The sequence below is a fragment of the Allomuricauda ruestringensis DSM 13258 genome (assembly GCF_000224085.1).
Lineage (GTDB): Bacteria > Bacteroidota > Bacteroidia > Flavobacteriales > Flavobacteriaceae > Flagellimonas > Flagellimonas ruestringensis.
The window spans coordinates 1,890,005-1,902,035 of sequence record NC_015945.1 but is presented as its reverse complement, the minus strand read 5'-3'; the positions used below and the strand labels follow the sequence as shown (position 1 = coordinate 1,902,035).

13 protein-coding genes are annotated in these 12,031 nt (G+C 42.1%); 1 reads left to right on the top strand and 12 read right to left on the bottom strand.

Annotated elements, in window-relative coordinates:
* From MURRU_RS08550 to MURRU_RS08500, 11 genes are all read right to left on the bottom strand, one after another.
* The gene (locus MURRU_RS08550; protein ID WP_014033062.1) at positions 1-624 is read right to left on the bottom strand and encodes a DUF4230 domain-containing protein; all 624 of its coding nucleotides are present in this window, start codon (positions 622-624) and stop codon (positions 1-3) included.
* Positions 617-976, bottom strand: coding sequence for a DUF4260 domain-containing protein (locus MURRU_RS08545; RefSeq protein WP_014033061.1), 360 nt, complete (start codon positions 974-976; stop codon positions 617-619). The genes MURRU_RS08550 and MURRU_RS08545 overlap by 8 nt, the downstream gene beginning before the upstream one ends.
* A complete protein-coding gene (locus tag MURRU_RS08540; RefSeq protein WP_014033060.1) occupies positions 977-1,729 on the bottom strand; it encodes a cyclase family protein in 753 nt (250 codons plus the stop codon).
* Between the two features lie 83 nt (positions 1,730-1,812).
* On the bottom strand, positions 1,813-2,961 hold the full coding sequence (gene hemW / locus MURRU_RS08535) for a radical SAM family heme chaperone HemW (protein WP_014033059.1): 1,149 nt from the start codon (positions 2,959-2,961) through the stop codon (positions 1,813-1,815).
* Between the two features lie 97 nt (positions 2,962-3,058).
* Positions 3,059-3,610, bottom strand: a complete 552-nt coding sequence (ruvC, locus tag MURRU_RS08530) for a crossover junction endodeoxyribonuclease RuvC (RefSeq protein WP_014033058.1) — start codon at positions 3,608-3,610, stop codon at positions 3,059-3,061.
* Position 3,611: 1 nt separating this feature from the next.
* Complete coding sequence (locus MURRU_RS08525) at positions 3,612-4,091, bottom strand: hypothetical protein (RefSeq protein WP_014033057.1); 480 nt, start codon at positions 4,089-4,091, stop codon at positions 3,612-3,614.
* A gap of 44 nt (positions 4,092-4,135) precedes the next feature.
* Positions 4,136-5,245: a tetratricopeptide repeat protein gene (locus MURRU_RS08520; protein WP_187289883.1), complete on the bottom strand. Its 1,110-nt coding sequence runs from the start codon at positions 5,243-5,245 to the stop codon at positions 4,136-4,138.
* 57 nt (positions 5,246-5,302) lie between these two features.
* A complete protein-coding gene (locus tag MURRU_RS08515) occupies positions 5,303-7,231 on the bottom strand; it encodes a M56 family metallopeptidase (protein WP_014033055.1) in 1,929 nt (642 codons plus the stop codon).
* On the bottom strand, positions 7,228-7,590 hold the full coding sequence (locus tag MURRU_RS08510; RefSeq protein WP_014033054.1) for a BlaI/MecI/CopY family transcriptional regulator: 363 nt from the start codon (positions 7,588-7,590) through the stop codon (positions 7,228-7,230). The genes MURRU_RS08515 and MURRU_RS08510 overlap by 4 nt, the downstream gene beginning before the upstream one ends.
* Positions 7,591-7,900: 310 nt before the next feature.
* Positions 7,901-10,126 (bottom strand): TonB-dependent receptor, encoded by a 2,226-nt coding sequence (locus MURRU_RS08505; RefSeq protein ID WP_014033053.1) that lies wholly within the window; start codon positions 10,124-10,126, stop codon positions 7,901-7,903.
* 174 nt (positions 10,127-10,300) lie between these two features.
* The gene (locus MURRU_RS08500; RefSeq protein ID WP_014033052.1) at positions 10,301-10,741 is read right to left on the bottom strand and encodes a hypothetical protein; all 441 of its coding nucleotides are present in this window, start codon (positions 10,739-10,741) and stop codon (positions 10,301-10,303) included.
* Between the two features lie 114 nt (positions 10,742-10,855).
* Between MURRU_RS08500 and MURRU_RS08495 the strand changes: the two genes are divergently transcribed.
* Positions 10,856-11,368 (top strand): DUF456 domain-containing protein, encoded by a 513-nt coding sequence (locus MURRU_RS08495; protein WP_014033051.1) that lies wholly within the window; start codon positions 10,856-10,858, stop codon positions 11,366-11,368.
* On the opposite strand, the gene MURRU_RS08490 is transcribed toward MURRU_RS08495, so the two are convergent.
* Complete coding sequence (locus MURRU_RS08490; protein ID WP_014033050.1) at positions 11,365-11,919, bottom strand: nitroreductase family protein; 555 nt, start codon at positions 11,917-11,919, stop codon at positions 11,365-11,367. The genes MURRU_RS08495 and MURRU_RS08490 overlap by 4 nt on opposite strands.
* Positions 11,920-12,031: the final 112 nt, after the last annotated feature.

The window sequence follows — 12,031 nt, the reverse complement described above, 5'->3', positions numbered from 1 at the left end:
TCACTCTTTTATAAATTGTTTTTCTTGGTTTGATATTTCCAAGGCGGAATAGTCCAATGTCCACCCGATGGTCTCTACTATTTTCTCTACGACCAAAACGGCCTGTAAGGCTTCATTTTTTGCGGTTTCCATGAGTCCACTTTCTGGAATTTTCTGTTTGATGTGCTCCTTGGCCTCTTGGTTTAAATTCGTTAGATCCGTGGGCGAAAAGCTGTTAAAAATACCATTTTTAATATCGTAAAACTGCAAGTCGGGCTCTATGGACAGCACTTCTGGTTCTGGAAAGTGACTCAATATGATTTTCTTCTTATCATTATCTGCCCGCATATCAAGTTTGTTCAGGTCATATCCGATGTGGGCCTTGGCCTTGATAATGATCAGTGCCTTTTTCTTGCTTCGGAACAAGCTCATAAAACTGTCCTTGGTATTCTCATAGTGATAGATTTCGGCAAAATCACCTTCAACGGAAACCAGTTTGCACACGCTGCGTATCTTGTTCAAGATTACCGTGGATTGATGCTCCGTAATCTCCTTGTTCTTCTTTTTTCGGAACAGGGAAAAGACCCAATACATCAATATTGCGCCTAAAATCAACCCCAGAATTATGTCTATTGCTTCACCCATTATTATTACCTATTTCACCCAAATGGGTAAACTTGAACCCTTTGTTATATTTTAATCCGTAACCCAACATTCTGTCCAAAGCAGAATGCGCGAACAAAATTACACCAATCAGCTGGCATAAAGGTATTGAAAAGTAGACACCAGCAAGATAAATTAGTATGGCCACTCCTTTATGATGAAACAAATTATAGGAAAAGGCTCCTGCTTTGTTTCCGAAAAGATACCCGATCATTCCAATATCTGGCGTTAAAATAAGTGCCAAAAACCACCACCAGGCATAATCCAATAAACCGAAAAGATAGATGCCCAGCACGAACATCATCAACTCTTCCAATTTAAGCATTGTTTTCATCTATTTGTTTTCAATTTTATAAAGTACGGGCCTGCTAGGGCTGGCATCGTTCTCAAAAGGTGCCACTTGAAGGTTTAAAAAATAGGTGCCGTCCTCCACGGGGTTGGGCACATAAACAAACTCAGTAATCGTCGCTTTTGTGCGGGGCTTACCGTTCATGTTCCAAAAGGCCTTGTGTGCCAAAAGGTCTCCGCCGTCCCTTTCCTTGTCCACCGAAGGCAGGTCAATTAACAAATGTTCCACTCCTTTTTTCACCAAACACTTGGCGGCTTCCTCGGTTAAATAGGTGGGATTGGTATCGGAGTACTTTTTAGATCGTTTGTACCCCAAATTAGGTATGGTCCTGATGACCACGGCCTGTCTTTTTTTGTTGCCCAAAGCATATTTTATTTGCTTTTCGGAGATAACAAAATCATCGCCCATTTGTTCGGGTGCCACGGTGATCAACTCGGCCAAAAAGAAAAACTTCTTCAGCTTTTTGTTGATGGAGTTGAACTCCTCGGAAATATGCCCCAAACATTCGGTATGGGTTACATGCGAATGTGGATTGAACCAAATATCGTTGAAATTGGTGGAAGCTCCCTCGCTCACCTTGCCCACAAAGCCATCTTGTTCGTGGGGGGTAATTTTTGGTGGGTCCAAATACCACGCATTCACATTGTTGTCGCCACCTTTGAGCGGTATGGAAATATCAAGCGGTTTGGTCAGGTCTATTTTGTAGTTTCGGGAGTTGTGTTTTATGGTTGCAATCAAATTGTAATCGTTTTGTCATTCCCAACTTGATTGGGAATCAATTCTACTTCATGGATTCCTGCTTTCGCAGGAATGACAATTTACTATTTTAAGTTAAGCATAAAAAGGTCTGCGGCAATTCCATCGGCCAAAAACTTGCCTTTTTTGGTCGTGAGCAATTTCCCATCTTCCAAAACAAGTAAACCCTGCTCCAAAAATTTAGCTGCCTGTTGATTGAGATATTTTAAATAGTTTGACCCAAATTCCGATGCAATCCTATCCAAATCCACGCCCCAAATGGTGCGCAGGCCTGTCATTACAAATTCGTTATACCTGTCCGTTGTGGAAAGTGTTTCAATTTCCGAGGGCAATTCACCTTGGTTTATTTTTTTTATGTAGGTCGTGTTGTTCCTAATGTTCCAGCTTCTGTGTTGTCCATCAAACGAATGGGCCGATGGACCTACCCCCAGATATTTCTTCCCCAACCAGTACGCTGTATTGTTCTTGGAGAAAAAACCAGGTTTCCCAAAATTGGAAATCTCATAATTCACAAAACCATGAGCTTCCAACATATCCATCAAAATATGGAACTGCTCTTGTGCCTGCTCATCATCCACATCGGGCACAACTCCTTTTTCAATGAATTTTTTAAGAGCCGTTCGGGGCTCCACGGTCAACGCATAGCTGGAGATATGGGGCAGGCCAAAATCCAATGCTTTTTGGATGTTGGCTTTCCAGCGCTCGTTGTCCATCCCTGGGATTCCGTAAATCAAATCAATGGTGATGTTGTCGAAATGCTCCGTTGCTTCTTTGATACATTGTTCAGCTTCTCCAGCATCATGGGCACGGTTCATCAGCTTTAAATCTTCATCAAAAAAAGATTGAATGCCGATGCTGAGGCGGTTGATTCCTGCATTTTTGTATTCTGAAAAGAGGTCACTCGACTCTACCCGAGATGACACCAAGTCATCTGGATTAGCTTCCAAGGTGATTTCTGGATGGTCAATTACTTTGTAATTGTCGTAAACGGCTTTAATAAGTTGCTCGATTTCCTCGGCAGTAAGAACCGATGGTGTTCCTCCTCCAAAATAGATGGTCTCGACGGCATCATCCACCTCCGATTTTCGTAAAACAAGCTCTTTGGCAATGGCATTGACCATGACCTCCTTTTTTCCCAATTGTGTGGAAAAATGGAAATCGCAATAATGGCAAGCTTGCTTGCAAAATGGAATGTGAATGTAAATTCCGCTCATTCAATGATCATTTAGCGAGGACAAAAACAAAGCATCGGCACAAACCTTCAAGGCCACTGGTACAATTACGGATGTACAAATTGTTTATTGAACATTGTTATTTGATCTTATCTGGGTTCTGTTTGATGAAAGCCTCCCAACCGGTATAGCTTTTTCCGATTTCTACCCTGCCCTCGTTGTAGAAATGACAAACGGCAGCGGCCAAACCATCCGTGCTATCCAGATTTTTAGGTAAAGATTTCAATTTCAGGACGCTTTGAAGCATTCTAGCTACTTGTTCTTTGCTGGCGTTTCCGTTGCCAGTAATGGCCATTTTTATCTTTTTGGGCATATATTCCGTTATCGGAACTTCTCTGGAAAGTCCAGCGGCCATGGCCACCCCTTGGGCACGGCCCAATTTTAACATCGACTGTACATTTTTACCATAAAAAGGGGCTTCAATGGCTATTTCATCGGGATGATAGGTATCGATGAGCTCCAGGGTACGCTCAAAAATAAGTTTGAGTTTAACATAGGGGTCATCATATTTTCGCAGCATCAACTCGTTCATTTGCACAAAGTGCATTTGTTTGTTGATGACCTTTATGATTCCGAAACCCATGATCGTGGTTCCAGGGTCTATTCCCAATATGATTTTTTCTGTTGCCAAATTAGTAGGTGTTTAGTACCAGTGGGAGCCTAAAGCGCAGGCTTACAGGGTTTCCTCTTTTTAATGCGGGCGCCACGGTGGTCAAATCGTTCAATCGTTCCGATATTTTGGTGTTGAAATCGGATATCTCGTTGAGCACGGAGGTCTTTTCTTCGACGCCCAACACGGAGATAAAACCGTGTTCATCAATCAAAAAATCGATATAAACCGTGTCGTTCATATCGTTGCGAACCTGAAATTTGAGTCCTGCCAAGGCTTCGGAAAAATACTCGGTTATCACATTTTGGAAGCACTCTTGCTGGGCATCTTTTGGGGCGGTTTCATCACAATCCTCAAAAAGGGGGTATTGATCCACATCGTTCCAGTCGATGGCCATAAGCTCCTCATTGACCAGTTTTTGGGTCTTGTCCTCTTTGGACTCGAACAGCTCGCAGGATACGAGCAAACCCATAAAAATGATCCATAAAACATACTTCTGCATGACAGCCCTGATAATTTGGCTGAAATTACGATATTTTAAAGAAATCAGTTGCTGGCAAAGTGGATTTCCTCTTTTATCTCGGTAATGCGGTTTTTGGCCCGTTCCTTAAGAAAGGAAACCATTTCTGGGTACATCTCCAACAACTTTTCGTAATAGCCCAGGCGTGTTTCCGGGTCTTTGTAATACTCATCTGCCAAAACACAGACTTGATAGTAATTGTAGAAGTTGTCTTTGTTTTCCTCCCAAGCCTTTACGTAGTAATCCATGGATTTTTTGGTCTGCCCCTTCAGGCGGGCAATACGACCAAGGCTTGCATATTCCTGCGGGAAGGTAGCCATTCGCTCCTCAATGGATTTTTCGATATAGTATTGCGCACTATCCAATTGCTTTTCTTCAAAATGCACTTCGCCCAATCCTGAATAGGCAGCTGCCAGTTTATCGGGAAACTTGCTCAATTTGTGATAGGCTTCCAGTGCCTTTTCCGGCTCCCAGTTTCGGAAGTAACAAAAGGCCAATTTCTCGTAAACAAAGGGTTCTTCCTCGCCCAACTCCAACAATCGCTCAAAATGGGGAATGGCCAATTGAAACTGTCCGTTGTTAAAGAAAGCCATAGCCTTTAAATTGATCATCGCCACATCGTTCTCATAAAACCGAAGGCCCTGATCAATATAAACCAGTGCGGAATCCTTTATTTCTTGGCCTACGTAATATTTGCCCAAAGAATATAAACTACGTAAATGGGTGCTATCCATTTCCACAGCGGTTTTGAATGCTTTGTTCGCTTTGTCCGTTTCTTTGAAAGATTCATAGGTTCTGCCCAAGTAGTAGAAATACTCGGGGTTTTCTTGTTTTGAAGACACCAAGGCATTGAACGCCTCCAATGCGGGTCCGAAATTTTTGGTTTTCAACAACAGCTTGCCCAGTTCGAATCTCGCCAACTCAAACCCAGGGTTCTTATCCAGAAGAGCAGTGTATTGTGCAATCGACTTGTCGTAATTTCCGATGGCATTATAGGCCCTTGCTATCTGAAGATTTGATTTTTTGTCCCCAACCTTTGCATAGGCGTTGATGGCCGAGGTGTAATTGCCCAGAGCATATAAACTATCGGCAATGGCCAAAGCCGATGATTGTGCACCGGCTTTTAAAGAGAACATAATTATTAGTATATAGCTAGCCCTTAGTTTCAGCATTTACTGTTATCATTATATCCATTAGAAAAGTCTTTTTTCTACTCTGACCAACTTGTTGGGAAGACCTATATATTGGAATTTCAACATCTCACCCTCATTAACAGCAATTTTAAAGTTCCCATCAAAGTTTGAAACAACACCTTCCTCTTTACCTTCAATGGAAATATTTACCCCTGGCAATGCCATAGATGCTTCGTCCGTTACTTTGCCGATGAAGTAGGACACATTGTTTCTATCGGCCAAAATACCCCCTACTTTCATCCCCCCATTCTGAGAATAATCAGGTTGAGATTCTTGCTTAGTCTGACTTTTTAACCTAAAGGTTATTGGTATAGCGAAAGGAACTTTTACCTCTTTCCCTTCATGCTTTCCTGGCTGCATCTTGGGCAAACGTTCTATGATTCTGACAGCTTCATTTTCCAACAACTCGTGTGGGCCACGTTTCCCTATGTCTGTAATTATTCCATCTTTCCCAATCACAAAAATCACACTCACCCTACCTTGAACACCCAGTTCTTGAGCTTTTTTAGGGTAATTAAAATGTTTTTTAATGTGCTTCACAACCTGTTCATTGAAGCAAGCTCTTTTATCATCAGCATCTTCGCATCCCGGAAAGATTGGAACCTCATCAACGCTCGCGAACGGAACCCCAAGTCCCTCCCCTCTTTGTTTACTGACTTTCTCTTCATCATTCCCTTGAAGTCTGAAAGTTATGGGAATGGAAAAAGGAACATTTACCACTTCACCTTCATGCTTTCCTGGTTGCATTTGTGGTAACTTTAATAAAATCCTTTCAGTTTCCTTTTCCAAAAGCTCATGTGGGCCCCTCATATTGATATCGACCACATTCCCTTCTTTATCCATTATAAAAATAGCACTTACCCTTCCTTGTATTCCTTGTTCCTGCGCTGCTTCGGGATAATGAAAATTTTTACGAATATGTGCTTGCATTTTCTCCTGAAAACAAGCTTTTTTGTCTACCGCATCTTCACATCCTGGAAAAATCGGCACTTCATCAATGGCACCGAATGGGATTTCATTTGCTGCGACCAAGGATACTCCCCCACCCAGTTCCAACTCATTATCTTCTTTGTTCGTCTCGCAAGAGGTGTAGACCAACATCCCCAAAACAAGGGGCAACAACAATACATACTTTAATTGCCATACGGCTTTGGATTTCTTTTTTTGTAACATGACTATTCGTTTTTTGATTAATGATTTAGTAAAAAATTGATTGACAAAACTGATATTCTGCGTATGGAACGCTTCGGACAGCAGCATTTCAAAATGTGCTGCCTTATTCTGTTTTACCGCCTTTTCATCGGCAATAAATTCATGAAGCTCGGCAACTCTGTTCTGGTAGATATACACCAATGGATTGAACCAAAAGACGATTCGGGCCAACTCAAAAAAGAGCAGGTCCAAGGTGTGCCATTGCTTTACATGCACCAATTCGTGGGCCAAAATATTGGGCTCCTTGTCCTTTTTGATGTCCTCTCCCAAAAAAATGTTCCTAAAGAACGAAAAGGCGGTCGCACTTTTAGGAACCGTAACTTTTGTAAAGTCTCGGTAATGGCGCACTGAACCTTTATTACGAAGTTGTCTTATTTGAATCAACTTGTAGGCAAACCAAATGGCCGCCAAAACACTCCCGACTCCCAGAACCCAATACGGCCAAGGGATATTTGCCAAGAAACTGGTTTCCTCTGTTCCTGGCCCAAGTACCACGCCATCCAATTGTGTCAGGAAAATTGTGACACCCCCCAATTCTTGCGGCATGGAGGCTTGTAGCGCCTCAATCTTTACCCAAGGCAATAGGATAGAAAGTGCAAACGTACCCAAGAGATACACTCGGTTCCATTGAAAAAAAGTTTCTTTTTTCAGAAAGAGGTCATAGGTCAACAAAAAGACCAGTTGAAACACTAAGCTTTCTAGAATATAGGTAATCATTGTTCCTTGTCTTTAATGTTCTTCATAATCTCTTCGAGCTCCTTCAAGCTGATGTCGTTCTTCTTCATAAAAAAGGATACCATACTTGTAAACGATCCTTGGAAATATCCATCCATCAACTTGTTAAGGCTTTGATTGCTATACTCTTCTTTTTTCATCAAAGGAAAGTACACGTGTCCCTTGCCCACTTTTTCGTGGGATACGAAACCTTTATCTTCCAAAATCCTCACAATCGTGGAAACCGTATTGTATGCCGGTTTGGGTTCAGGCAATTCCTCCAAAATTGAGGCTACGTTGCCTTTTTTAATTTTCCAAAGGAGCTGCATTACCTCCTCCTCTGCCTTGGTGAGTTGTTTCATTTGATACGTTTTAGTTGTCATTCCCGAGAAATCGGGAATCCAATTAATATTCTTTAAAATCTGAGCTGGAATCCTTGAAAATTAGTTCAGATTTCTCATCTTGACTTCGACTGTGCTCAGTCTGACAATTTGAAAATGAGTTGTGGAATTGCAACTCATAAACCAAAAAATGTTGTGAGATTTCTCACAGCCGCTACGCTCAGTTCGAAATGACACTGCTAATATAACTAAATATTTAGTTTAAACTAATTTTTTAGTTTAAAAATGAATAAAAAAAATCCGCCAGTGTGGTTTTCTGGCGGATAGTTGTTTAGAAAGTTACGGTTACCTTACCTCTTAGATAAAAAGGTGTCCCCGGGGTAAAATGAATCTCTTCAAAAGAATTGGGTTCGTTCAACAAACGACTCTCGGTTGCGAACTGTGTTTCGTTCCATTCGGTGTCGAACAAGTTCTCCACAATCAGTCCAAAGGTCCAATTGCTGACACTATAATTCAGATTGGCATCGGTTACAAAATACCCTTCGGCTACGATGGAATTATCTTCATTGGCGGGCCTATCGTCAATATACCGATAGTTAATCCCACCCGAAAAGCCTTGATTGCCTCCCAAGGTTATTCCTCCTGCCATGGTAAAGTCGGGTGCCAAAGGGATGTAGTCTTCTCCATCGGCGGCTTCGGTACTTCGAGCTTGCGTGTAATTGGCATCAGTATACAGGTAAAGCCAATCCAATGGTTGGTACCTTGCCCCTACTTCAATTCCCATCCGTCGTGTTTTTCCACTGGGTTCCACAATGGCAGCATCTCCCACGTAAACAAATTCTTGATCCAGGAACAAGGTCCATAATGTGGCGTTCAAGACCAGTTTATCCGCTGGTTTTATGATGGTTCCCAAATCAACACCGTAGGCGGCAGGTAAAATCTCCTCACCACCGTTCGCCACCACTACCCTAGTGTCGTTGGAGTGAAAACCAATGCCCGTTTTCAAGAAAAACTGGGTGTTTTCGGTTGGACTGTAAATAGTATTGAATTTAGGACTAAAAGCCACTTTTTCTTCACTACGGCTATCGTACAGTTCACTCATCTTGTTGATGTAATCGAACCTAAAATAATCCAAACGAACGGCCGGCTCAAAAGTAAATTTACCCGATTTGAAAGCCGCTCCCGCAAAAGCGTAGCTGTTCACTTCATCCACATCGCCATAAGCCAAACGCTCCAACAATTCTTGACGATTCAACGTACGCGATAATTGGTTATCGTCCACATTATCGTACCGAAAACCAATCCCTGCATTGTATTTGAACTCCATATCTCCCAAAGAGGCGGAATTGTTCCGAAAAACGGTCTTGGCCCCTGCCAACAATCGGTCTTCAAATTGTCTGATCTGATCTCCGTTCACGGGATCTTCCAAGAAAAAGGTAAAGTTGGAGTACAGTTCAAAATCATAATGAGATACAAATGCCATGGTATTGAGCGATTTTCCTGTACCCAAATTTTTATTATGGTTCAAAACGAAGTTGGTTCTGCTCGTCTGTCCGCCCTCGGTATCGTCAATGGCGCCAAAACGACTGATTAAACCCTGGTCCACGGCCCGTTGTGGTATTTGGCCCGATGCATCCCACTTGCTTGAAAAGTGTGAAGCCGTCAATAGTAACTCCTGATCACCTGGCAATGCATATCGGTATCTTCCCAAAATGTTGATGCGATTAAAATTCTGTGGTGACTCGAACGGTCCATCAGTTAAATACAGTTCGGAAGCTAAATAAGCATTGCTGTTTTCGTTATCCAAAACATTAAGCATCCCCATGAATCTTCGAGTTCCAAATTGTCCTACTTCAGTGGACAACATGCTTTTGTCCAAGCTTTTTCTCAACTTCAAGTTTACATAACCCGCTGTATTGAAATTTCCTTGATCGGCATAATAAGGTCCTTTTCCAAAATTTACATTCTCAATGGTTTCCGGTATCACAAAATGAAGGTCTGCATATCCCTGCCCGTGGGCGTGGGATACCATATTTACCGGCATGCCATCCACATTAATGGCCACATCGGTTCCGTGGTCCACATCAAAGCCGCGCAAAAATAGCTGCTCGGCCTTTCCTCCGCCCGCGTGCTGTCCGATAATCAATCCCGGTACCTTTCTTAAAATTTCTTGCGATGATTTTACGGGATTGGTTTTTACATCCACATCCACCACCCTGCTCAATGCATCCACTTCGGACACCAAAACCACTTGATCTAAAGAAATGGAGCTTTCCACAAGAATAATGGTAATGGGATTCTGTAAATCAGCCTGATTTACCACTCGGGTCTGTGTGGCATATCCCAATCTGGAAAAATAAATGGTATCGTTGACCGAGGTCCTATCCAGAACAAAATGCCCTGTACCATCGGAATGGCTGTGTTGGCCGCTGGTCTTGTTAAAAATTCCAGCATCCTCTATCGGGGAACCAGCTTCGTCCACCAGTTTTCCCTTTACGTTTTGTGCAGCAATTGTACCCATAAAGAGTATGGACAATGCCGCCATAAAATATTTCATGTCGTTGTCTTTAATTTGATTTATGTAAAAACTTATCCCTCTTGTACATCAAAAAAGCACATGAAATGTCATGCTGAACTCGTTTCAGCATCTCACAACCAATGTTCTGTTCAATGGTCTGACCCTGAAACAAGTTCAGGGTGACGAATTCAGAACTTTTCCGATAAATTAAATTCAGCTATGCTGGGGAGGGGGAGTGATTACATCTTGGCACCAAAAAGAAGTTATGTTTTGGTATGACCAATCACTTTTACTAAATATTGAAGTACTGATTTCGGGTGTAATATGGGTTTCTTCAATGAAGTGCTTATCCAATTTAAGGCTGAAATCACCCTTGGATTCTTGCTCGTCTGGTTGATTGGCCTCCAATAAATCCTTTAAGGCTTCCAACGCTTCGTGCGAGTGACCTGCCATTGCCTCCAAAGAAGAATAATCGATAGCTTCGTGGTCCGAGGCAAAGTTATGTTGGTGTGTTTTTGGGGCCATCACATGCGATACTTCATGAAGGGTTTCCAACACCAAACCATTAAAAAGTCCGAGCAAATAAAACATTACCGTAAGGGCGCACCCTGTTTGAATGAACCTTGGTTTTGTATATTTTTTATTCGTTTTCACGACAGTTTCGTAATTGGTTTCAAATTTACCTACGAAATTTTTAGGGGTAGGGTTTTATTTTGATTTTGTTTGTAACAATTGTCTCCTACATTTGTCTAACAGTAAAACACAACCATGGACATTGCATTGCTTATTTTAGGGTTTCTCCTGATGCTCGTCGGGATACTTGGGAGTTTTTTGCCCGTATTGCCCGGTCCGCCTATAAGTTGGGTTGGACTGCTGTTACTATACTTGACCAAAGCCGTACCCGACAATTGGTGGGTCTTGGGGGTTACCTTTGTGATAGCCATAACCATAACCGTTTTGGATTATGTGATTCCCGCCATGGGCACCAAACGGTTTGGTGGCAGCAAAGCAGGAATGTGGGGCACCATTATAGGATTACTTGTGGCTATCTTTGTTCCTATTTTTGGCCCATTCGGAATTATTATTTGGCCCTTTATTGGGGCCTTGGTCGGCGAATTGCTGAACAAGGCCAACAAAGAAACCGCCATGAAGGCGGCTTTTGGTTCGTTTTTGGGTTTTTTGACCGGTACCTTTATGAAATTGTTGGTCACCGTTGTATATGCCATCTTCTACGTGTACATTTCCATCAAATATGCGGGTGACCTGTTTACCTTTAGTTAATCCAGCCATTCCACTTTTTCGGAAATAGGGGTTCTGGCGGATGGGATTACCTCCCCATCAAAATAACCCAGATAGAAAAAGCCCAGACATTTCTCACCCGCTTTCAAATCAAAGAATTCATCCATGTAATTTATGAGTCCAGGGGAAGACCAATAACTTCCGATACCGAGTTCGGTGCAACATAGCCACATATTCTGAACCGCCATGGCCACAGAAGCAATTTCCTCCCACTCTGGCAAACTTTCTTTCGGGTCCCTTTGCATGCAAATGGCGATTACAGCACCCGAATTTGATGGGTTAAATTGCAGTTTTTTGATTTTCATCTGCTTGGGCCTGGGGTCAACCTCTTCATATTTATTGGAAAGAAAAATGCCCAGCTCCTGTTTCTTGTCTCCCGTCAACACCTTAAAGCGCCAAGGTTCTGTTTTCTTATGGGTAGGGGCCCAATTTGCCGCTTCCAAAATCTTTTCAATGGTTTCTTTGGGAATCGGTTTATCTATATATTGCGGGGGGAAAATGCTTCTTCTTTCCTTGATCAAATCAAAAATCATAATCGTCTATTAAGTTGAATTTTCTTCTATTTTTATTCGGATAACAAAAGAAACGTCAGTTCGAGTTTTTTCCTTTGGAAAAAGTTTCGAGAACAAAGTTTCTTTTATTTAA

Bases quoted from the DNA above. Each gene is read 5' to 3' on its own strand.
- MURRU_RS08525 (WP_014033057.1), bottom strand. From the start codon at position 4,091: ATGCAGAAGTATGTTTTATGGATCATTTTTATGGGTTTGCTCGTATCC.
- MURRU_RS08490 (WP_014033050.1), bottom strand. From the start codon at position 11,919: ATGATTTTTGATTTGATCAAGGAAAGAAGAAGCATTTTCCCCCCGCAA.
- hemW (WP_014033059.1), bottom strand. From the start codon at position 2,961: ATGAGCGGAATTTACATTCACATTCCATTTTGCAAGCAAGCTTGCCAT.
- MURRU_RS08505 (WP_014033053.1), bottom strand. From the start codon at position 10,126: ATGAAATATTTTATGGCGGCATTGTCCATACTCTTTATGGGTACAATT.
- MURRU_RS08520 (WP_187289883.1), bottom strand. From the start codon at position 5,245: ATGTTCTCTTTAAAAGCCGGTGCACAATCATCGGCTTTGGCCATTGCC.
- MURRU_RS08545 (WP_014033061.1), bottom strand. From the start codon at position 976: ATGAAAACAATGCTTAAATTGGAAGAGTTGATGATGTTCGTGCTGGGC.
- MURRU_RS08510 (WP_014033054.1), bottom strand. From the start codon at position 7,590: ATGAAACAACTCACCAAGGCAGAGGAGGAGGTAATGCAGCTCCTTTGG.
- MURRU_RS08495 (WP_014033051.1), top strand. From the start codon at position 10,856: ATGGACATTGCATTGCTTATTTTAGGGTTTCTCCTGATGCTCGTCGGG.
- MURRU_RS08515 (WP_014033055.1), bottom strand. From the start codon at position 7,231: ATGATTACCTATATTCTAGAAAGCTTAGTGTTTCAACTGGTCTTTTTG.
- MURRU_RS08550 (WP_014033062.1), bottom strand. From the start codon at position 624: ATGGGTGAAGCAATAGACATAATTCTGGGGTTGATTTTAGGCGCAATA.